The sequence below is a fragment of the Streptomyces sp. NPDC058773 genome, from assembly GCF_042746015.1.
GTDB lineage: Bacteria > Actinomycetota > Actinomycetes > Streptomycetales > Streptomycetaceae > Streptomyces.
Genome location: NZ_JBHYPE010000057.1, coordinates 22,531 through 42,651 on the forward strand (window position 1 = coordinate 22,531; position 20,121 = coordinate 42,651).

The 20,121-nt window shown below is 69.6% G+C and carries 15 protein-coding genes and 4 pseudogenes; 10 read left to right on the forward strand and 9 right to left on the reverse strand.

Annotated features, from left to right (window positions below; genetic code table 11):
* Positions 1 to 175: 175 nt before the first annotated feature.
* From ACFW5B_RS31550 to ACFW5B_RS31570, 5 genes and pseudogenes are all read left to right on the forward strand, one after another.
* A pseudogene (locus tag ACFW5B_RS31550) lies at positions 176 to 1,421 on the forward strand (cation:proton antiporter).
* A 111-nt stretch (positions 1,422 to 1,532) separates the two neighbouring features.
* Entirely contained in the window at positions 1,533 to 2,831 is a 1,299-nt protein-coding gene (locus ACFW5B_RS31555; protein ID WP_386447185.1) for an SLC13 family permease, read from the forward strand.
* Between the two features lie 199 nt (positions 2,832 to 3,030).
* A complete protein-coding gene (locus tag ACFW5B_RS31560) occupies positions 3,031 to 3,495 on the forward strand; it encodes a CBS domain-containing protein (RefSeq protein WP_386447188.1) in 465 nt (154 codons plus the stop codon).
* 119 nt (positions 3,496 to 3,614) lie between these two features.
* A pseudogene (locus ACFW5B_RS31565) lies at positions 3,615 to 3,926 on the forward strand (class I SAM-dependent methyltransferase); the annotation flags it as partial.
* A gap of 101 nt (positions 3,927 to 4,027) precedes the next feature.
* Positions 4,028 to 4,189 (forward strand): annotated as a pseudogene (locus ACFW5B_RS31570) (IS5/IS1182 family transposase); the annotation flags it as partial.
* Between the two features lie 79 nt (positions 4,190 to 4,268).
* Here the strand turns inward: ACFW5B_RS31570 and ACFW5B_RS31575 are convergent.
* Both ACFW5B_RS31575 and ACFW5B_RS31580 read right to left on the reverse strand, forming a co-directional pair.
* Positions 4,269 to 4,913 (reverse strand): DUF2064 domain-containing protein, encoded by a 645-nt coding sequence (locus tag ACFW5B_RS31575; RefSeq protein ID WP_386447191.1) that lies wholly within the window; start codon positions 4,911 to 4,913, stop codon positions 4,269 to 4,271.
* Positions 4,910 to 5,638: a glycosyltransferase family 2 protein gene (locus tag ACFW5B_RS31580; RefSeq protein WP_386447194.1), complete on the reverse strand. Its 729-nt coding sequence runs from the start codon at positions 5,636 to 5,638 to the stop codon at positions 4,910 to 4,912. The genes ACFW5B_RS31575 and ACFW5B_RS31580 overlap by 4 nt, the downstream gene beginning before the upstream one ends.
* A 74-nt stretch (positions 5,639 to 5,712) precedes the next feature.
* Between ACFW5B_RS31580 and ACFW5B_RS31585 the strand changes: the two are divergent.
* Together ACFW5B_RS31585 and ACFW5B_RS31590 are read left to right on the forward strand one after the other, a co-directional pair.
* Positions 5,713 to 6,009 (forward strand): annotated as a pseudogene (locus tag ACFW5B_RS31585) (transposase); the annotation flags it as partial.
* Between the two features lie 214 nt (positions 6,010 to 6,223).
* Positions 6,224 to 7,216, forward strand: a complete 993-nt coding sequence (locus ACFW5B_RS31590; RefSeq protein ID WP_361136510.1) for an aldo/keto reductase — start codon at positions 6,224 to 6,226, stop codon at positions 7,214 to 7,216.
* A 58-nt stretch (positions 7,217 to 7,274) separates the two neighbouring features.
* On the opposite strand, the gene ACFW5B_RS31595 is transcribed toward ACFW5B_RS31590, so the two are convergent.
* Entirely contained in the window at positions 7,275 to 8,327 is a 1,053-nt protein-coding gene (locus tag ACFW5B_RS31595; RefSeq protein ID WP_386447197.1) for an NAD-dependent epimerase/dehydratase family protein, read from the reverse strand.
* Between the two features lie 364 nt (positions 8,328 to 8,691).
* Here ACFW5B_RS31595 and ACFW5B_RS31600 point away from each other — a divergent pair, with 364 nt between their 5' ends.
* Entirely contained in the window at positions 8,692 to 10,059 is a 1,368-nt protein-coding gene (locus ACFW5B_RS31600; RefSeq protein ID WP_386447200.1) for a hypothetical protein, read from the forward strand.
* Between the two features lie 64 nt (positions 10,060 to 10,123).
* Here ACFW5B_RS31600 and ACFW5B_RS31605 read toward each other — a convergent pair whose 3' ends face one another.
* The 4 genes from ACFW5B_RS31605 to ACFW5B_RS31620 all read right to left on the reverse strand — a co-directional run bounded on the left by ACFW5B_RS31605 (position 10,124) and on the right by ACFW5B_RS31620 (position 12,854).
* Positions 10,124 to 10,663, reverse strand: a complete 540-nt coding sequence (locus tag ACFW5B_RS31605) for a methyltransferase domain-containing protein (protein ID WP_386447203.1) — start codon at positions 10,661 to 10,663, stop codon at positions 10,124 to 10,126.
* A 170-nt stretch (positions 10,664 to 10,833) separates the two neighbouring features.
* A complete protein-coding gene (locus ACFW5B_RS31610) occupies positions 10,834 to 11,016 on the reverse strand; it encodes a hypothetical protein (protein ID WP_386447206.1) in 183 nt (60 codons plus the stop codon).
* Positions 11,017 to 11,058: 42 nt separating this feature from the next.
* Complete coding sequence (locus tag ACFW5B_RS31615) at positions 11,059 to 11,577, reverse strand: hypothetical protein (RefSeq protein ID WP_386447209.1); 519 nt, start codon at positions 11,575 to 11,577, stop codon at positions 11,059 to 11,061.
* On the reverse strand, positions 11,574 to 12,854 hold the full coding sequence (locus tag ACFW5B_RS31620; protein WP_386447231.1) for a molybdopterin-dependent oxidoreductase: 1,281 nt from the start codon (positions 12,852 to 12,854) through the stop codon (positions 11,574 to 11,576). Before ACFW5B_RS31620 ends, ACFW5B_RS31615 begins: the two co-directional genes overlap by 4 nt.
* A gap of 608 nt (positions 12,855 to 13,462) precedes the next feature.
* Between ACFW5B_RS31620 and ACFW5B_RS31625 the strand changes: the two genes are divergently transcribed.
* Positions 13,463 to 15,769: a PQQ-binding-like beta-propeller repeat protein gene (locus tag ACFW5B_RS31625; protein WP_386447211.1), complete on the forward strand. Its 2,307-nt coding sequence runs from the start codon at positions 13,463 to 13,465 to the stop codon at positions 15,767 to 15,769.
* Positions 15,770 to 15,809: 40 nt separating this feature from the next.
* Here the strand turns inward: ACFW5B_RS31625 and ACFW5B_RS31630 are convergent, their stop codons facing one another.
* A complete protein-coding gene (locus ACFW5B_RS31630) occupies positions 15,810 to 16,547 on the reverse strand; it encodes a flavodoxin family protein (RefSeq protein ID WP_386447214.1) in 738 nt (245 codons plus the stop codon).
* 203 nt (positions 16,548 to 16,750) lie between these two features.
* Here ACFW5B_RS31630 and ACFW5B_RS31635 point away from each other — a divergent pair, with 203 nt between their 5' ends.
* A complete protein-coding gene (locus ACFW5B_RS31635) occupies positions 16,751 to 18,442 on the forward strand; it encodes an acetolactate synthase large subunit (protein ID WP_386447217.1) in 1,692 nt (563 codons plus the stop codon).
* Between the two features lie 74 nt (positions 18,443 to 18,516).
* Here ACFW5B_RS31635 and ACFW5B_RS31640 read toward each other — a convergent pair whose 3' ends face one another.
* On the reverse strand, positions 18,517 to 19,377 hold the full coding sequence (locus ACFW5B_RS31640; protein WP_386447220.1) for a potassium channel family protein: 861 nt from the start codon (positions 19,375 to 19,377) through the stop codon (positions 18,517 to 18,519).
* Between the last annotated feature and the right edge of the window lie 744 nt (positions 19,378 to 20,121).

Below are 20,121 nucleotides of genomic sequence, written 5' to 3' on the forward strand. Positions count from 1 at the left end.
CCCCAAGATCGAAAGCTCCCGCGACTTCCCTGCCGGGCTCCGGCAACGACAGCGCGCCAGGGATGCGCGCTGGAGACCTGTCAAAATCGCGTAAAGAGCAGGTATGGTTCCCCGCGGTGTGCCGGGAAGTCTGGTCGGCGAGTTGGAGAGAGCTCTCTTACCGATCGGGGACACCATGGTGCTCGTTGCCGTCTTCGGAGTCGCGCTGCTCATCGCGGTGCTGCTCTCCGGGCTCGCCGCCCGTACGGTCCTGTCCACCTCATTGCTCTTCCTCGTCAGCGGAGCGCTGGTCAGCGACGGCTTCCTCGGCCTGATCCACATCACCCCGGACAGCGGCATCGTCTCGGTCACCGCGGACCTCGCCCTGTTCGCGGTGCTGTTCACCGACGGGATGCACGTCTCCTTCCCGAAGCTGCGCGAGAACTGGAAGAACCCGGCCCGTGCGCTGGGCCTCGGCATGCCGCTCGCCTTGCTCGGCACGGCCCTGGTCACGCACTACCTTGTGGGCTGGGACTGGACGACGTCATTCCTCGTCGGAGCAGTGCTCGCGCCCACCGACCCGGTGTTCGCCTCGGCGATCGTCGGGCGCAGAAGTCCCCGCCAAGCTCCGGCAGTTGCTGAATGTGGAAAGCGGCATCAACGACGGCCTCGCGCTGCCGCTCGTCCTCATCCTGATCGCCGCAGCCGGCCCCACGGCCGGCCTTGCGGATGCCTCGCTCGCAAGGATCGGGCTGGAGCTGGGCCTCGGGCTGACCCTCGGCATCCTGCTGCCCCTCCTCGTCAACGGCCTCGTGCGTTTCCGGCTGCTCGGTTCCGAGCCGAAGCTGCAGCCACTGCTGCCGTTGGCCACCGGGATCATCCTGTACGGGCTGTGCCACCTCACCCACGCCAACCCCTACCTCGCCGCCTTCTCCGCCGGTGCCGTGCTCACCGCGGCGTCTCCTGAAACGAAGTGCGCGTTCGAACCGCTCGGCGAGGCACTGGCCGAACTGGCCAAATTCGCCGCGCTGCTGGTCTTCGGCGCCCTGCTCACCCCGCAGCTCTTCGGCGACCTGTCCCCCGGCGGATACGCCGCCGTCATCCTGGCGATCTTCCTCATCCGCCCTGCCTCGCTGCTGCTGTCACTGATCGGGACGCGCTTCGACCGGCGGGAGAAGCTGGTCGCCGCCTGGTTCGGACCGAAGGGCTTCGCGTCCGTCGTCTACGGCCTGCTCGTGCTGCAGTCCGGCATCCCGCAGGGCCACGAGGCGTACACCCTCATCGCGGTCTGCATCGCGGTCTCGATCATCGCCCACAGCAGCACGGACGTCCCGATCGCCCGCCTCTTCCACGTCGAGGACCTCACCGGCATCCCCGCCGAGCGCGACCAGGACGAAGCAACAACGACCCAGGGCAAGGAGACCGGCCATGTCCGCGCATGACCTCTCCGAGCCGTGCACCGCCACCGAGGGAATCCCCATGGCGGCCCGACCTGGATGCCCTGCAGGCGGCAACGCTCATAGCCGCGCGCCGGAACGACTCATCGGAGAACAATGAACGACTGGCAGAGCTGGGCCGCGATCGTCATCTTCGTCGGCGCATACGCCCTGATCATCACCGAGAAGATCCACCGAGTGGCGGCAGCCCTCGGCGGCGCCGGCCTGATGCTGGCCATCGGGGCGACCGACGACAAGTCGGCCTTCCACTCCGAGCACAGCGGCATCGACTGGAACGTCATCTTCCTGCTGATGGGCATGATGATGATCGTCGGCGTCCTGAAGAAGACCGGCCTGTTCGAGTACCTGGCCATCTGGTCCGTGAAGAGAGCGAAAGCCAAGCCCTTCCGCGTGATGGTCATGCTGATAGTGATCACAGCCCTGGCCTCGGCGCTGCTCGACAACGTCACCACCGTGCTGCTCATCGCCCCCGTCACCCTGCTGGTCTGCGAGCGCCTGGCACTTCCCGTCGCGCCGTTCCTGATCGCCGAGGTCCTCGCCTCCAACATCGGCGGCACGGCCACCCTCGTCGGCGACCCGCCGAACATCATCATCGCCAGCCGGGCGGGACTGACCTTCAACGACTTCCTCGTCCACCTCGCTCCCCTGTCCGCCCTGCTGATACTGACCCTCATCGCGCTGTGCCGCGTCCTGTTCCGCAAGTCCTTCCGGTACGACGAGGCGCGGGCCGTCGAGGTGATGGAGCTGGAGGAACGCGAGGCGATCCGTGACCCCCGGCTCCTCGTCCAGGGCCTGATCGTCCTCGCTCTGGTCGTCGCCGGATTCGTCCTGCATCCGGTGCTGCACTACGAGCCCAGCATCGTCGCCCTCCTCGGCGCCGGCCTGCTGGTCGCCGTGTCCACCGCGGAAACCGGCGACGTGCTCAGCGAGGTCGAATGGCCCACGCTCGCCTTCTTCGCAGGGCTGTTCATCATGATCGGCGGCCTCATCGAGGCCGGGGTGATCGGCGAGGTGTCCAAGGCTCTCGCGCAAGCGATCGGCGACGACGAACTGGGCGGGTCCATGGTCCTTCTCGGCGGCTCGGCCGTGCTGTCCGGCGTCATCGACAACATCCCCTACGTCGCCACCATGGCGCCCATCACCAGCGATCTCGTCACGGCGATGGGCGGCTCCGCCGACCACGTCCTGTGGTGGGCCCTGGCCCTCGGCGCGGACCTCGGCGGCAACGCCACCGCCATCGGAGCCAGCGCCAACGTCGTCGTGCTCGGCATCGCCGAACGCAACCGCACCCCCATCTCCTTCTGGCAGTTCACCAAGTACGGCCTCGTCGTCACCGCCGTCACCGTGGCCCTCTCGGCCGTATACGTGTGGCTGCGCTACTTCGCCCTGGCCTGACCGATGACCACATGGGCACAGGCGGCACTCGCTGCCGCACGCCGGGGCAGCGCCAACCGCCCGGTTGCAACGGGAGGGCTGGAGCAGGCGCCGCCGGGGCCGAGCATGCGGCGTAAGCGTCGCGTCAACGTCATCGCCGGGAGCGTGGCGATGGGCGACGCTGGGACGAGGGACACTCCAAGCAGAGGAGGAGCCGACCGTGCGCGCACGAGATCTGGCCGTTGACTACGAAGCAGTGAGCGTCGACAGCGATGCCCTGGTGGCGGCGCGGCTGATGGTCGAGCACAAACTCCCCGGCCTCCTGGTGCTCGACGAACACGGCCGCCCCGGGGCGATCCTCCCGGCCTCGCAGATGATCAAGGTTCTGGTGCCGGCATATGTCATCGAGGATCCGGCCCTCGCCCCGGTCGTCGACGAGAAGCACGCCGACCAGCTCTGCCGGGCCCTGGCCGGACGCAGCGTCGGCGACTGCCTGCCTGTCGACGCACCCCCGCCTCCCACCGCGGACCCCGATGACACCGCGCTGGAAGTGGCGGCACTCATGGCCCGCGTACGCAGTCCACTGATCGCCGTCGCCGATCAGACCGAGGACGGCACGCACCTGCTCGGCGTGATCACCGCCGCCCACTTGCTGCACGAGCTCCTCGAAGCCTTCGGAAGCTGAGGCCGCACCACACTGGTCCAGGCCATGCCCCGGCACCAGACGCCTGCCGCACGGCGACAGAACTGGCCGTTGGTGGCGATCGGTCTCCTGTCGGCCAAGTGCGGCTCACTGATGGGGAGATGACCGCCAACTCCCGCGCGCATTCGTTCGATAGGGCCGCCGCCCAGTACGCGGCCAGCCGGCCTTCGTATCCGCCTGCGCTCTTCGATGCCATCGAGGAGTGCACCGGTGCCCCCTTGGGCGGTACCCGTGTCGCCGATGTCGGCGCGGGCACCGGGATTGCCACCGCGCTACCGCGCGAGGAAGGTGCCGAGGTGATCGCCGTCGAGCCCGGTGAGGCCATGGCCCGCGAGTGCCGCAAGGCGCTTCCGGAGGTGCTGGTCGTGCGTGGAGACGGGAACGCTCATGACGTGCCCTCCGCCACGCCTGACGGCCAAGACGACAACGCCGTCAGGCCACATGGGTGTGGTTCGTTGATCCGCGCATGACGGATCTGGTGGGACGGCTGGTCCTGGAGGGCTCCCGGCGCGGACCGCGCCGACGCCCGGCCAAGCTCCGCGCCGACAACGGCCATGACTGCGACCACCCGCGCCGATCGCTGCGCAAGAGAGGCATCCGCCACCGCATCGCGCGCAAGGGCATCGAGTCCTCGACACGGCTGGGCCGCCACCGCTGGGCCGTCGAGAGGACGGTCACCGGCTCACCGGATGCCGCCGCCCGCACCGCACCTACGCCACTCGGCGGGCCTGGCTCGTTACCGCTTGCCGTGCCGCTCACCGCCCGGCCTCCGCCAGCGAGTTCAGGGTGGTGGTGAAGCGCGAGCCGGGAGGGCAGCAGGCGGCGACCTCGGCGGCGTCGGCGGCGGTGTCCACATCACGCAGCACCGGCAGGTCGCTGACGCTCAGCCCCGCTTCGGCAAGCCGGCGCCGCTGGATCGCCCCGGTGCGGTCGGTGGACATCGGCACACCGCGCACAAGGGCTGCGGCGCGCGCCGGGTCGGCGAAACCCAGCGCCCAGAATCCGCCGTCCGCGGCCGGCCCGAACCAGGCGTCGGAGCCGTCTCGGCCGACCCGCGCAAGGAGGTCCGTGGTCAGTTGGGGGGTATCCATCCCGACCAAGAGGGCCGGTCCACGGTCACAGTGTCCGAAGGCGGCCGCGATCCGCTCGTCCAGGCCGCCGGCGCCCTGGGGCACGACGTCGAATCCGGACGGCAGCCAAGAGCCGGGAACACCGTCGAGAACAAGGACTCGGCGCCGGACGGGGGCCCTGAGCACCGTGTGCAGGGTGTCGGCAAGGGCCGCCTCGGCCAGAGCAGCCGCCTCCCGGGGCGTGTAGGGCGGGGTGAGCCGCGTCTTGACCCGCCCCGGGACCGGTTCTTTGGCGATGACCAGCAGCGTGTCCGTAAGCCGGGCGCTCATCGCCCGGTTCCTGGGGTGGTCGCCGCGGTCACCGGGTCGGTGACGGGCCGCTCGGCGAGGACGGCGCGCATATCCCGTACCGCCTGCCAGGTGCCCCGCCAGGTACCGGTGACCTTCGAGCGGCCCGTGCGCGGGTGATACGGCACATCCGTCTCCGCCACCCGCCAGCCTGCATCGGCGGCGCGGACCACCATCTGGAGCGGGTAGCCGGAGCGTCGGTCGGTCAGGTCCAGAGCGAGCAGGGGCCGGCGGCGGGCGGCGCGCATCGGGCCCAGGTCGTGCAGCCGTAGTCCGGTACGCCGGCGGATCAGACGGGCCAGCTCCAGGTTGGCCAGGCGGGCGTGCAGTGGCCAGGCGCGGCGTGTAACGGGCCTGCGGCGGCCCAGTACGAGGTCGGCGGAACCGTCGAGGACGGGCCCGCCGACAGCGGGCAGAAGTGCGGGATCGAGGGAGGCGTCGCAGTCGCAGAAGCAGACGACATCGGCGGTGGCGGCGGTCAGGCCCGTGTGGCAGGCGGCGCCGAAGCCGCGCCGCGGCTCGTGGACGACATACGCCCCGAGGGCGCGGGCGATGTCCGCCGAGCTGTCGACGGAGCCGTTGTCGACGACGATCGCGCGCCAGCCCGAGGGGATTCGGCCCAGCACCCACGGCAGGGCCTCGGCCTCGTCGAGGCAGGGCAGCACCACGTCCACAGGAGAAGCCGAAGAAGGGGGTCTCTCGGTCATGCCGTTCACCCTATGCAGAGAAAAGCACCAGAAGGGGCAAATGGCATTTAGGGAACTTACGGATCGCTGACATCCTCGCCCGCCCTCTGGCCACCGACCTTCGCCGGCCCCGGGAGAAGCCGACCGAGCCGAACAAACTGGCACCCGCCCGCGTCCGCAGAGGGTTCAGGAACCTACCCGCGAAGACCGGCTCTCCGGCCGTCGCACCGAAACCGTCCCGCCCCGGACCAGGCAGGCCGCCCGGCTCGAAGAACCACCGCCCCGCTACCCGGCACGACGTCGGCAGAGTCCTCGCCACCGGCGAGGCATACAGCCGCCCCGACCATCACAAAGCCGGCGCGAGACCACGGAGAGCCAACACCGATCGTTAAGTGACAAGCTAATTCGGGATGAAACAACGGGAGAAAGCGCCCTCTTACCTGTTCCGCTTGCTTGGAGTGCGCTTCAAGGCCATAGCGTTGAGGGCATGCCTGTATCACTAGGGTCTCGCCGGCGTCCCGGAAGGCTGCCTAACTTCTATACCGGCTCCCCGCTGAACACGAAATAAGTGGGAGCCAGACGATCGATATCCCAGGAGCATCTCTAATGCAACAACGCAAACTAGGGAAGGACCTCGAAGTCTCGGCTCTCGGGCTCGGCTGCATGGGCATGAGTTTCTTCTACGGTCAGCGACAAGACACAGCCGAGATGACGAAGCTGCTGCGGGCGGCCGTTGACCACGGCGTGACTTTCTTCGACACTGCGGAAGTCTACGGCCCGTTCACCAATGAGGATCTGGTCGGTCAGGCGCTGGCACCGGTCCGCGACCAGGTGGTGATCGCCACCAAGTTTGGAATCAAGCACGGCGAGCACGGGCCGACCCCGATGTCCGGGGTCGACAGCAGACCCGAGCAGATCCGCCAAGTGACCGAGGCCTCGCTCAAGCGTCTTCAAACCGAAAGTATCGACCTGCTCTATCAACACCGCGTCGACCCCAACGTGCCCATTGAAGACGTGGCCGGCACGGTCAAGGAGCTGATCGCCGAAGGCAAGGTAAGGCACTTCGGCTTGTCCGAGGCCGGTGCCGCGACGATTCGTCGCGCCCATGCCGTGCAGCCAGTAACGGCACTGCAAAGCGAGTACTCGCTCTGGATGCGCGAGCACGAAACCGAAATCATTCCGACCTTGGAGGAACTGGGCATCGGTCTGGTGCCCTACAGCCCGCTCGGCAAAGGATTTTTGACCGGCAAGATCGATTCCAGCACGTCGCTTGCCGACAACGACCTCCGCCGCCTGCTTCCGCGCTTCAGCCCTGAAGCACGGCAAGCCAACCAGGTGTTGGTCGACCTGCTGCAGCAGATTGCCGACGACAAAGGAGCCACGCCGGCCCAGATCGCTCTCGCCTGGGTGCTGGCGCAGAAGCCGTGGTTCGTGCCGATCCCCGGCACCACCAAGCTGCACCGCCTGGAAGAGAACCTGGGCGCACTCGACGTCGAGCTGACAACCGGCGACCTACATCGGATCGAAGAGGCCGCGGCCAACATCCGGATCCAGGGTGAACGTCTCCCTGAGCAGTTGCAGTCACGGTTCGGCCGCTGAAAACCTGTTCTTCGCCGGAGCCGGCATTCCGCCGTCCCCGCCGCGGCCGGAGGGAACGTCAGCCGGCTCGCAGCGAGGCCGTCGCGAACTCCGCCATTCCCTCCACAAACGCGACCTCCGGCTTCCAGCCCAGTTCGTCACGCAGCCTGCGCGAGGAGGCGGTGATGTGGCGGACGTCGCCGAGCCGGTAGTCCCCGGTGACAACCGGCGTCCGCCCGCCGTGCGCCGCTGCCAGGACGGCGGCCATCTCCCCCACCGTGTGCGGCTCGCCACTGCCGACGTTGTACGCCCGCATGGTCCCCTCCGGGAGACCGGGCAGCCCGTCCAGGGCCGCGAGGTTGGCCCGGGACACGTCCCTGACATGGACGAAGTCCCGCCGCTGGCCACCGTCCTCGAACACCCGGGGTGCCTCACCGCGCTCCAGCGCGGACCGCAACAGCGCGGCGACGCCGGCGTACGGGGTGTCACGCGGCATCCCGGGCCCGTACACGTTGTGGTAACGCAACGCGGTCACCCGCCCGCCGACGGCGCGCGCCCACGCGAAGGCAAGGTGCTCCTGCGCGAGCTTGGTGGCGGCATAGACGTTGCGCGGATCAAGCGGGGCGTCCTCGGTCACCAGGCCGGGCACGAGCGGCTCACCACACCTCGGGCAGGGCGGTTCGAAACGTCCTGCCTCCAAGTCGGCCACCGTGCGCGGCCCCGGCCGTACGACACCGTGCTCCGGGCACTCGTAGCGCCCTTCTCCGTAGACCACCATCGAACTCGCCAGCACGAGACGCCGCACCCTGGCCCCGGCCATCCCGGCCAGCAGCACCGCGGTGCCCAGGTCGTTGCAGCCCACGTAGGCGGGGGCATCGGCGAAGTGCTTGCCGAGCCCGACCATCGCCGCCTGATGGCAGACGGCGTCGACCCCCCGCAGGGCCTCGGCCACGGCCTCCGGGTCGCGGACGTCCGCATGGCTCCAGTCCACCCCGTCGGGGATCGGCGGGGACGTGCGGTGTGCGGCAGGCAACAGCGCGTCGAGCACGCGCACACCGTGCCCGGCGCCGGTGAGGGCGGTGACGACGTGCGAACCGATGAAGCCCGCACCTCCGGTTACCAGGACCAACATGCCACCGACCGTACGGCCCCGGGCCCGCCCGGCGACGGAACGGCGCCGGAACATCAGGAATGCGTAAGCATCCCGCCGCAGCCTGGGCGTCGCCGGGCGGTGCGGCCGCCACCGTCAGCAGGCCGAAGCCCGTGCGGGCAGCGATCCGCTGAAGCCCTCCGGCTCTCGCCGCAGCGGCCTGTTCGGCTGTCGGGGTGGTCGTCGGCGACCGGTCGTGCCGCTGCCGCCGGCTCGGCCGCCGGGCCATCACGATGAGGAGAACACCGCCGGCCGGAGCGAGCCGCCCATACCGCGAACGATGTGATCCGCTGTGTCGAACCGTAAGGTCAGCGAACGGTCAGCCTTCCCGGCTCACGCGGTGACGATGAGTGCGCAGAAGCAGGAGTGCCGACGCGATGTGTGGGCGGTGCTGGCCGCGGTCGTGCTGTTCGCGCTGGCGGTGCTCATCGGAAGACTCCTCAACAGGACCGTTTACGGTTCGGAGGGGATTCTGCGGCTGGGGTGGCCTCCGCTGTATGCGTGGTGGCTGCCGCATGTCGGCCCGGGGACGCCGGCGGCTCTCGCCGTCGCCGCGCTGGTGGTGGTCTACGGCCCGCCGACGGCGCGGCGCCTGTCGTGGCGGGCGCTGGTGCCGGCTGTCTGGGGCGCTGCCCTCGCATGGACGTGGTCGCTGGCGCTCGTGGACGGTTGGGGGCGTGGAGTCGCCGGGCGTCTGACCACTGGTCTGGAATACCTGCAGTCGGTGAACGGCGTGCACGATGTGCCCGCTTTCCTCCGGGACTTCACGCACCACATCCTGGTCGGCTCGCCCCACATCTGGCCGGCGCATGTGGCCGGCCACCCGCCCGGCGCACTGCTGACGTTCGTCGGCCTGGACCGTATCGGGTTGAGCGGCGGCGCCTGGGCGGCAGCCTGGTGCATCACCGTCGGGTCGTCGTTCGCGGCCGCGGTCCTGGTGACCGTGCGGGCGCTGTGTGGTGAGCAACTGGCCCGGCGAGCGGCCCCGTTCCTGGTGCTGGCCCCGGCGGCGGTGTGGATCGGTGTCAGTGCCGACGGCTATTTCGCCGGTGTCTCGTCCTGTGCGGTGGCGCTGCTCGCGCTGGCGGCCACCCGCACCACGCGCGTGCCCGGCCTCGCGGCTGTGGGTGCCGGTCTGCTCATGGGGCTTGCCTGGTACCTCTCCTACGGCCTGACGGTCCTCGTCGTGCTCGGTGCCGCCGTTCTCCTCCTCGCCCGGTCGGCCCGCCCCCTTCCGTTTGTGATCCTGGGAGTGCTGCCATGGGTGGCGGCCTTCACCGCCGCCGGGTTCTGGTGGCCAGACGGCTACACGGCCCTCGTCGAGCGCTACTACCAGGGCGCCGCCAGGGTCCGACCGTACGGCTACTTCGTCTGGGCCAACCTGGCCGCTCAGGTGCTGACAGTGGGCCTGGCCACGGTCGCGGGTCTGTGCCGAGCCGCCGGACCTCTGCGGCCGGCCGTGCGGGGGATGCGGCGTAGGCCACCGGCCGGACGTGGTGCACTGTCGGTGCTGGTCGCCGCGGCGTTGTGCATGATGCTGCTCGCGGATCTGTCCGGAATGAGCAAGGCAGAGACCGAACGGATCTGGCTGACCTTCGCGGTCTGGCTGATCCCCGCCTGCGCGCTGCTGCCACGCCGGGCTCATGCCGGGTGGCTGGCCGCCCAGGCCGTTCTCGCCCTCCTCGTCAACCATCTGTTGCTGACCGGCTGGTGACCGCCGCCCGGCCTGGACCGGGAGCCACCCTCCAGGAACACAGCGCCCGCTGCTGCGACTCCCCTCAGCCTTGATGTCGCGGGTGCGCCGGGTGAGAGCCGGCGCAGCGCTTCAGTTCGAGGAAGTGGCGGTCGCCGACCGACCAGTGTTCGACCGGCTGCCACCCGGTGACCGCTGCCGTGCGACGCAACGCGGCAACGCCGACACGGGCCCAGGGGAAGGGCATTCCAAGGCGGCCACGGCCGTCATCGAAGCGCACACGCAACCGTTCGTCGACGTCCTGCGAGGCCGCCTCCACCAGCAGCAGGCTTCCACGAGGAGACACCAGGCTCCCGATCCGCTCCAGCAAGACCGGCGGGTCGCCGCCGATCCCGATGTTGCCGTCCATGAGCAGCGCCGTATTCCAGATCCCCTCACCGGGAAGCCGTTCGAAGACGGATCGACACAGCGCCGCGCCTCCGGTGTCGGCGGTCCGTGCGACGGCGGCACGGTTGATGTCGATGCCGAGCACGAGGTGGCCGAGCGCCCGGAGGGCGTTGACCAAGCGCCCCGGTCCACAGCCGATATCGAGGACCGCCCCCTTGCACCGCCGCAGGACGCTCATGTCGGCGGGGTCCGGAGCGGCACACCAGCGGTCCACCTCTGACGACAGAACTCCACCGTCCATACGGCGCATGTAGAGGGGGCCGCGGCCGTCCTGCAATGCGTGCGCATACGGGTCCTCGTGCCGGGGGCCGGAGCCCAGCGGCTGCTCTGGCGCATGCTCTTCGGTGCTCACCGGGCAGGTGCCTTCGCGTTGCGGAGCCGATCGCGCTGGGTGGCGCCGGTGGTATCCGCGGGCATCAGGACGTCCCACAGCAGGCCGGGATCCGGTTCGGCCAGGCCGACGGCCCGGAAGCCCGGGGCGGATTGCCTGGCAAGGACGGCCGGTGTGGCTCGTTCAGGTGCGCGGGGCATCGGGATTTCCCTGCCGGCCCTTTCTCGGAACTGGCGGCCTGGTTACGCCTGGTGTCGGCCGGGCGCCTTCGGAGGGGTTTCGTGCGCTCTCGGCCGCGGCGGACGCGCACGCCACACGGCTACCAGCAAACACACTGCGGAGGCTGCGAAGAGGGCAGCCGTGATCAGCAGCCAGCGGCCCCAGAACACGTCGGCCGGCAGGCCGGTGTACGAGGTGAAGCCCGGGACCCGGTTCAGGATGAGCGGATACCAGACGAGGAGCAGCAGGAGGGCCACGCAAGCGGGCACGCGGATGTAGTTGATCCGGCCTGTCAGCGAGTGCGAGCGGTCCGTCGCGTCCCTTCTGCGCCGGAAGACGCCTTGCACCACTCGGTCGGTGACGGTGTAGAGGGGGAGAAAGACCAAGTCGTGCAGGAGCGCGGCGCCCACGAACCAGAGGGCGACGCCGAGCGTGTCTCCGTTCAGCAACCGGAGTCCCGCATAGACGGCCAGCGCGAAGGAACACAGCACGAGCAAGAGGTGCAGCGGGGATGCGCCGTAGCGGGTGCGGAAGCCCTTCACTGTGCTGCTCCGAAGGTGAGGCGAGTGACCCATTTGGTGTTGTGCACACCGGGGTTGGCCGGGACGATGATCCGCGCCGGATAGCCGTGGTCCGGGGAGAGGTCCGCGCCATTGACCCGCAGGGCGAGCAGTGACCTGGGGTCACGCACCTGGTTGTCGCGCAGGTGGGTGGAGCTGAAGGCTCCTCCGCGCTGAGCGGACTCGACGAAGACACCGGGAGGGCTCTGCCGCTGTCCGACCAGGGCTGCCAGGTCGGACAGCCGTACTCCGCTCCAGTGCTGGTCGTCGGTGGACCAGCCCTCCACGCACGCGATCGGCAGGGCTGCCGTGTGCTGCGCCAGCGCCAGCACCTGCGCGCGGGTGAAGAGCCGCTCCCGGCCGGGGCCGCGTACGACCAGGCGCCAGTCGGGCCCGATGTCGCGGGCACGGATACCCAACTCCGCAGCGGTCTTGTTGATCTGGAAGCCATTCGGGCCCTTTCCTGGCTCCTGCCCGTGCGGTGCCAGCAGCGCGGTCTTGCGCAGGGCCCCGCCGATGCTCTGCCCGGCCGTCACGACGAGCAGTGCCAGCGAGCCGGCGCCCACCAGGCCGAGGGCGCCCCGCCGCGACATCGTGGGCGGCGCAGGGTGGGGCGTCACCAGGCCGGTGTCATCCGCCGCTTCGGGCGTCGTGCGTGCGGCGGGGGTACGCAGGACGCCGCGGAAGCTACGGCTGCGCAGCGCCCTTGCCATGGTGGGAATCCGGAAGGCGATATGAACGACGAAGGCGCTGATGAAGACCCAGGCGCCGTAGAAGTGCAGGGTGTAGAAGGACCCGGGGAAGATGTAGTGGAGCTGGATGTTGAGCACACCGGTGACGAATTCGAACAGCACCCCGCCCACGAGGAGCAGCAACGAGAGCCGCTCCAGCGCATGACTCAGTGAACGCACCGGCGGCCAGGTGAACAGCTTGGGGACGACCGACCAGAGCTTCGCCAGCAGGATCGGGATCAGTACCACGCCCAGCGTCACGTGGATCCCCTGGGTGAGGCGGTAGAGCCAGTACGGGCTGGTCGGCCAGGAGAACAGATAGAAGCCGAGCCAGCCCTTCCCCGGTGTCTTGTCATTGCCCGGTGCCAGGTTCGGGTTGTACGCGGCGTAGGACAGCAGTCCGGTCACGAACAGCACGGTGATGCCGACCAGGAGGATCAGCCCGAACACCGACGTCAGCCACGGTCCCCGCAACGGACTTCGCCAGAAGCCCGGCCGAGTGGGGCCCGGCGGCGGAGTGTTCAGCAGTGCGGCGAGGCGTCGGCGGCGACCGGGACGGGGCTTGGCAGCCTTTTCGGTGAGTGGGGAGGCGCCGGCGGCCCGTCGATGTGCGGAACTCCCCCGGCGTGGCGGGCTGCTGTCGGCCGCCTCGTCGGGCTGTCGCTGCGGCCTGTCACGACGAGGCTCGCCATCACGGTCACTACCCTCCACGTCGGTCCCCTCACGGTGGCCGGTGCGACATGATCGCCGCCCAGGGCCCACCGTATGCGGCTCGATGCACAATTCACTCTTTGCCGCACATTATGGGACTCTTTCGGCCCCACGCCGACCTCGCCCCGGCCCAGACGGACTCCCTACGTGCAGAGGCGCCCGCGTGTGATCGGCGATGATCAGTTGCGGGGCGTGGGGCTCGACGAGCCGGGTCAGGCGCTGATTCAGGGCATCGATCTGCCCGGTGAGTTGCTCGGTGCGCTGGGCCCTGGCGGGGGCACCGTCGTGTGTGGCACAGGAGCAACCCTGGGGTCCTGTTCGTCACCCGCTGTCCTCTGCTGTACTGCCCTGCGGCTAATTTGTGTGCAGGACAGGTACGCAGGCCGTGGTGGCAGAGGTGCACGAGGGACGGGAGGTCGGGAAGAGTGTCGCTGCGCGCAGGTGATCCAGCCGAGATCGGCGGTTATCCGCTTGAGGCGCGACTCGGCTCGGGTGGCATGGGCACGGTCTTTCTGGCCCGTACGAGTTCGGGTCGTCCTGTCGCGATCAAACTGATCCATCCACAGTTCGCGGCGGACGACGAGTTCCGCATCCGCTTCCGGCAGGAGGTGGCGGCCGCAAGGCGAGTGAGCGGCGCGTTCACCGCCGCCGTGGTCGACGCTGCTCCTGAGGCCGAGCAGCCGTGGATGGCGACGACCTACATCCAGGGGCACACGCTCGCCCGGCGCATCGCCACGAAAGGCCCGCTGAGCGGAGCGGAGCTGCGGAGGCTCGCCATCGGGCTGGCGGAGGCGCTGCGGGACATCCACCGGGTGGGGGTCGTCCACCGTGACCTGAAGCCCTCGAACGTCGTGCTCTCGCCCGAGGGCCCACGCGTCATCGACTTCGGCATTTCGCGCGCCGTGGACCAGCAGACGCTGACGGTTACAGGGCGGGTCATCGGTACGCCGCCCTTCATGTCGCCGGAGCAGTTGCAGGCGCCGCGCGATGTGGGGCCGCGGTCCGATGTCTTCTCGCTGGGGACGCTGCTGGCATACGCAGCGACGGGCCACGGGCCGTTCGACGCGGACAGCCCATACATAGCTGCCTATCAGGTGGTGCACGAGAAGCCGTCGCTGGAAGATGTGCCGGCGGCCTTGCGCACGGTCGCCGAGTCGTGCCTCGCCAAGGAGTCCAAGGCGCGCCCCTCGGCGGACGAACTCCTCGTACTGCTTCGGGACCTGCCGACCGACCTCGGCCAGATCGAGGCGAGGGGAGCTGGCACGGGCCGCACCCGCGACATGGCCACCGAGCATCACTTCGCGACGCCGGCCACCCCGAAGCCGGCAGCCCCCACCCCGGCCGCCCCGACGCCGGCAGCCCCCACTCCGGCCACCCCGACGCCGGCAGCCCCGACCACCCCGGCCGGTCCCGATACGGGGAGCACCGATACCTCCATCGGCCGCCGATTGCGTCCCCGATGGCGTCCCGTGTTCGCGGCCGCGGTCGCGGTCACGGTGGCAGCGATCGGTGGAGGAGTCGCCGCACTGACGGCGGGCGGCTTCGGAGGGACCAGCGGCGGCGACAAGGGCAACAGCCTTGCAGTGCCGGGTGCCGCACTTCCGGACGGCTTCGAGCCGTGGCACAAGGCCGTGCCCGGCGGTCGCCCGGACATCCCCGACGAACTGCGTTGCGTCGTGCGCGGCGACGCGCTGTTCTGCGGGGGCGGCAGTGTTGTCGCGACCCGTATCAGGGCCAGGGACGGCTCGCGGGTGTGGACGGCGAAGAGCCCCGGTGTCCCCACCAACGGCATGCACCTGGTGGGCGCCACCGACGACACGGTGCTCGGCTACCGCTTCGCCACCCAGGACGCCCCGCAGGACCCTCCGAGCGAGGTGGTGGCCCTCGACGCGAACAACGGACGGGAGCTGTGGTCCGTGCCGTCCGGTGCCCAGTCGACGGCCGTCACGGGTCGGACTCAGGACGCCATTGTGACCGGCTCCGACGTCGTGACGGTCGACGCTTCCAACTCCCGCTTCGAGGCCCGCAACGCGCACAGCGGTCAGGTCACATGGACGTCGCCATTCCCCGCGGGTACGCAGTGCGCTCCCGTCCCGGCGGGCCCACGGCTCGTCGCGATGTGCGCGAAGAATGCGGAGGTGGATGCCTTGGCAGTGCGCCACCCCACCCTGTACGCGGTCGACCGCGCCTCGGGGACACTGGGCAGGCCCATCGCGGTCAACGGCCCCGCCGTGCCGATGGGGGTCGCCAACGGCAGGCTCGTACTCCTGCACGTACACAGGAAGGGAACGGAGCTGGCCGGCTACAACGGGGTGGCACAGGTCGACCCGGCCTCACGGAAAGTCACGTACTCCCGACTGGCCAAGACATACGGGGGGACGCCCGGCATGGCGGACAGCACCGTATACGTGAGCGGGCAGACCGGTCTCGTCACAGCACTCGACCCCGCGACCGGCCGGAAGAAGTGGTCGCGGCAGACCGGCGTGGAGGGCGCGTCGGGTCCTGGTACGGGAGCGGGCGCACTGTATTTCAGCTCGGCCACCGGCCGGGTGGTCGCGCTGTCGCGGGACGATGGCAAAATCCTGTGGACAACAGATCCGCAGGTCGATGGTTTGACGGGCGAGCAGGGCGCAAGCCCACGTGTGACTCTTGCGGGGCGTGCGGTGATCGTGGCCGCGGCAAAGAACACTCTCTTCGCTTTCGACGCGCAGAAGCCACCGAAGTCGGGTTGACCCGGTGTCATACCCCCGCAGGGGTCCTGCCCCTGGTGTCCTACCGGTGTTCGGGGTTTTCGTAGTCGTGGCGACAGCCCGCGTCCCAGGCGGTGCGCTGGTTGCCATAGGCGGGGATGCCGCCGATGTCCTTCAGCGCACGGGCCAGGTGCAGCAGGTTCCAGGTCATGAAGGTGGTGTTGCGGTTGGTGAAGTCGTTTTCCGGGCCGCCGGAGCCGGGGTCGAGGTACGAGGGGCCGGGGCCCGCCTCGCCGATCCAGCCGGCGTCCGCCTGGGGAGGGATCGTGTACCCCAGGTGCTGGAGGCTGTAGAGGACGTTCATCGCGCAGTGTTTGACTCCGTCCTCGTTGCCCGTGATCAGGCAACCGCCGACCCGGCCGTAATAGGCATACTGACCGAAGTCGTTGAGCAGGCTGGAGCAGGCGTAGAGGCGTTCGATCACCTGCTTCGTCACGGAGCTGTTGTCACCCAGCCAGATGGGGCCGGCCAGCACGAGGATGTCGGCGGCCATGACCTGCCGGTAGAGGTCCGGCCAGGCGTCCGTCGCCCAGCCGTGCTCCGTCATGTCGGGCCACACACCCGTGGCGATGTCGTGGTCCACGGCCCGTACGACATCGACGTGCACCCCTTGCCCGTCCATGATCGCGGTACTTCGGTCGATCAGCCCCTGCGTGTTACTCGTCCCGGGCGAACGCTTGAGGGTGCAGTTGATCACCAGAGCGCGCAGGTCGTCGTACCGGGCCGGCGGCGCATCGGTGGCAGGTGGCGAAGCGGTCACACGGTCCTCCCAGGGCCCTGCTGCCGCACGGTGCGCGGCGAGTCGTCCACGTCCGGCTCCAGCGTGCGGGCCGACCGCGGCCGGCGCCACCACAGCACCTCCGAATGGCACCACGCGGTGTTCGCTCAGCCACGGGGCGGTACCCGCCCCCGGCCGGCGGCTGACAGGTGGCCAGGCCGGCAGCGTGTGCCTACGTTCGTCGCATGGGCACCGACGACGCGACCACATCGCGGAACACGGCAGCGGTGGAAGACGTCGCGCACCTGCTGGTGCGTTGCCTGCAGGCGGAGGGCGTGGAGTACGTCTTCGGGATCCCCGGTGAGGAGAACATCCGCTTCGTCGACGCGCTGAAGGGCTCCGGAATCCGGTACGTCCTGGTGCGCCACGAGCAGGCCGCCTCCTTCATGGCGGAGATCTACGGGCGGCTGACCGGCCGGGCCGGGGTGTGTTCGGCCACGCTCGGACCCGGGGCCATCAATCTGCTGCTCGGCACCGCGGATGCCATGACCAACAGCGCGCCGATGGTTGCCCTGGCGGCCCAGGGGTCGCTGCGGCGCATTCACAAGGAGTCGCACCAGGTCATCGACCTGGTGTCGATGTTCGCTCCGGTCACCCAATGGGCGGCCCGTATCGAGTGCCCGGACGCCGTTCCGGAGATGACACGCAAGGCGTTCAAGACCGCGCAGAGCGAGCGCCCCGGGGCCGTCTTCCTGGCCGTTCCGGAGGACATCGAGGCTGAGTGCCCCGCCGGACCGCTGGCGCCCGTGCAGGTCGACGCCGTGCATGCCGATGCGCCCGCGCCCGCGCAGATCGCACGGGCCGCGGAGGTGATCGCCGCCGCGCGGCATCCCGTTGTACTGGCGGGTCACGGTGCCTCCAGGGCCGGGGCATCAGCGGCCCTCGTACGCTTCGCCGAACGGCTGAACGTCCCGGTCGCGACCACCTTCCACGGCAAGGGCGTCTTCCCCGACGATCATCCGAACGCACTCGGCGCGGTCGGCTTCATGCGCCACGACTACGGCAACTTCGGCTTCGACACGGCCGACGTACTCATCTGCGTGGGCTACGAGATCCAGGAGTTCGACCCGGCAAAGATCAACCCGGACCGCGACAAGCGGATCGTGCACCTGCACCGCTTCTCCGCTGAGGTGGACGCCCACTACCCCGTCACGGTGGGCGTCGAAGGAGACCCCTCGCAAGCACTCGACGCACTCGCGGCGGCGCTGCCCGACGGACTCACCTACGACGCGGCGACCAGCGGGAAAATCCGCACGCTGCTCGATGAGGAACTCCAATACGGACGCGACAACAACGCCTTCCCCCTGGTGCCCCAGCGCGTGGTGTCCGATGTCCGCGCCGCCCTGGACCGCCACGACATCGTGCTGGCCGACACCGGGGCCGGAAAAATGTGGATGTCCCGCCTCTATCCCACCTACGAGCCGGACACCTGCCTGGTCTCCAATGGTCTGTCCACCATGGGGTTCGCACTGCCGGGAGCCATCGCCGCCAAGCTGGCGCGACCGGACCGGCGGGTCCTGGCGATGATGGGCGACGGCTCGTTCCTGATGAACTCCCAGGAACTGGAAACCGCCGTCCGCGAATCCGTCCCGCTGGTCGTGCTCGTGCTGGTGGACCAGGAATACGGCCTGATCACCTGGAAGATGGAACTCGAACTCGGCCGTCACAGCCACACCCGCTTCACCAACCCGGACCTGGTCGCCTACGCCGAGAGCTTCGGTGCCCGCGGCTACGCGATCGAGGCCGCCGACCAACTGCTCCCCGCGCTGGGCAACGCCCTCGACGACGAGACGGTCTCCGTGATCGCCTGCCCCGTCGACTACTCGGAGAATCTGCGCCTGACGGACAGACTGGGCAGTCTCCACGGCCCGTTCTGACTTCCGAACGGGGCCGGCCGACCACCGGCACCGCCCCGGACGAACCTCGGGCCGACACGCCGCCCCCGACTCGCTCAGGGGCTGCCGTGATCGCGGGCGTAGGCGGCCAGCACCTGCTGTCGCGGACCCCCCGTGTGCAGGAAGCGCTGGTCGAGCACCGTGGCGAGGTCGTCGAGGGCGGTGGCGAGCACGGCCGCGGCGCTCCGATAACCCGGGTGGCCGGTTCGCAGCTCGGCGAGGTCGGCGGCGTAGCCGAGGGCGAGGGCCAGCGAAATGTCGCCGGGGCCGTCGTGGAAGTAGTAGGACTCGGGGTACTGGAGGAAGTCCACGCAGGTGCGTGCGATGTCGGCAGCGAGTTGACCGAGGACGGCCGCCCCCGCGTCAGCGGCCGGTCGGCCGGCCGCCAGATCGGCGCGGCTCAGCTGGGAGATGCGCAGTGCCAGCGCCCGTCGCCGGGCCAGGGCCGGATAGATGCCAAGGATCCAGGAGACAGTGGCGGTCAACAGCGCGAAGCCGACCAGCGCCTCCAGCGGTGCGACGATGCGCAGCCAGTCGGCGGAGGGGGCGATGTCGCCAAGGCCGAGCGTGGCGACGGTCACCAGTGAGAGGTACAGGGCGTCCACCGGCCCGGAGTGCTCGGACGGCTCCAGCGTGCCGGAGAAGGAGAACGCTTCCGGCATGTGCGGCCAGTACACCAGAGCCCAGCCCACGGCCACGGCGCAGGCCCACGTAGCCACCACGGTCACCATGCCGACAGGCCCGGCCAGCCCAGCGGTCCTGCTGCTCTTGCGGCCCCGGGTGGACAGCCGCCACAACAGCGTCATGACCACCCTGCTCAGGCCCCCGTGCCGGGTCGGGTGCCAAAGGGTGTGAAAGACGTCCCGCAGGATGATCAGCACCATCGCCGCGCCGATCAGCGTGATCAGCCACTCCAATGAAACCTCCCAGCTCACCGCCTCACGTCCAGAATGGGGCATTCGCTCAACGGATACGATCACGCGCCACGCCCGGTCCACCGTGCGCCAGCCGATCGGGCCGGAGTAGTGGTCATCGGCGCCCTCAGTCAGCGAACACAGCCGGCCCGACGCCCCGACATCGGTGAAGTGCCGATGCTCTGGCACGGCCTGCCGGAGCGTGCACTTCGCACTGACTTCGCCGCGCTCGAAGCCTTCGCCCCCGGCGAGCCGGTGGGTCACTGCGGGAGAGGCGGCGACCAGAATCCAGCGGTTGCGCGCGGGACGGCACGCAGCCTGGTCCGCGAAGTGCCCCACGGCCGCTGTCCGGCGTGCTCTCCGCACAGCGGAGGGACGATGACGCGTCCGGCCTCGTAGCTGGGCTGTTCCCGCACGTCACTGACTGGCCGTTCGGCACCGCCGACGAGCTTCCGCCTCCTTGCCTCGAACCGGGAAGGCGGCCGCGTACGGACCGCAGCCACTGATTACCCGCGAGTAACTTGGCGTACAGTGCTGTCAGTTGCGGGCAGTCGGCCCGCCGCCTGTCTGCAGGACAGACAGCCACCGCACGGCACACGGGCTGCCACCAGCCTGTGCAACGGAAAGGACCGTCCTCATGGCCGCCCCACGTCCGCTTCGCATACTGCTGCCGCTGGCTCTGATCGTCTCCGCAGCCACCCTGGGCACCGGAGCCGCAATGGGCGCGGTCTCGGAGGACTCGTCCTC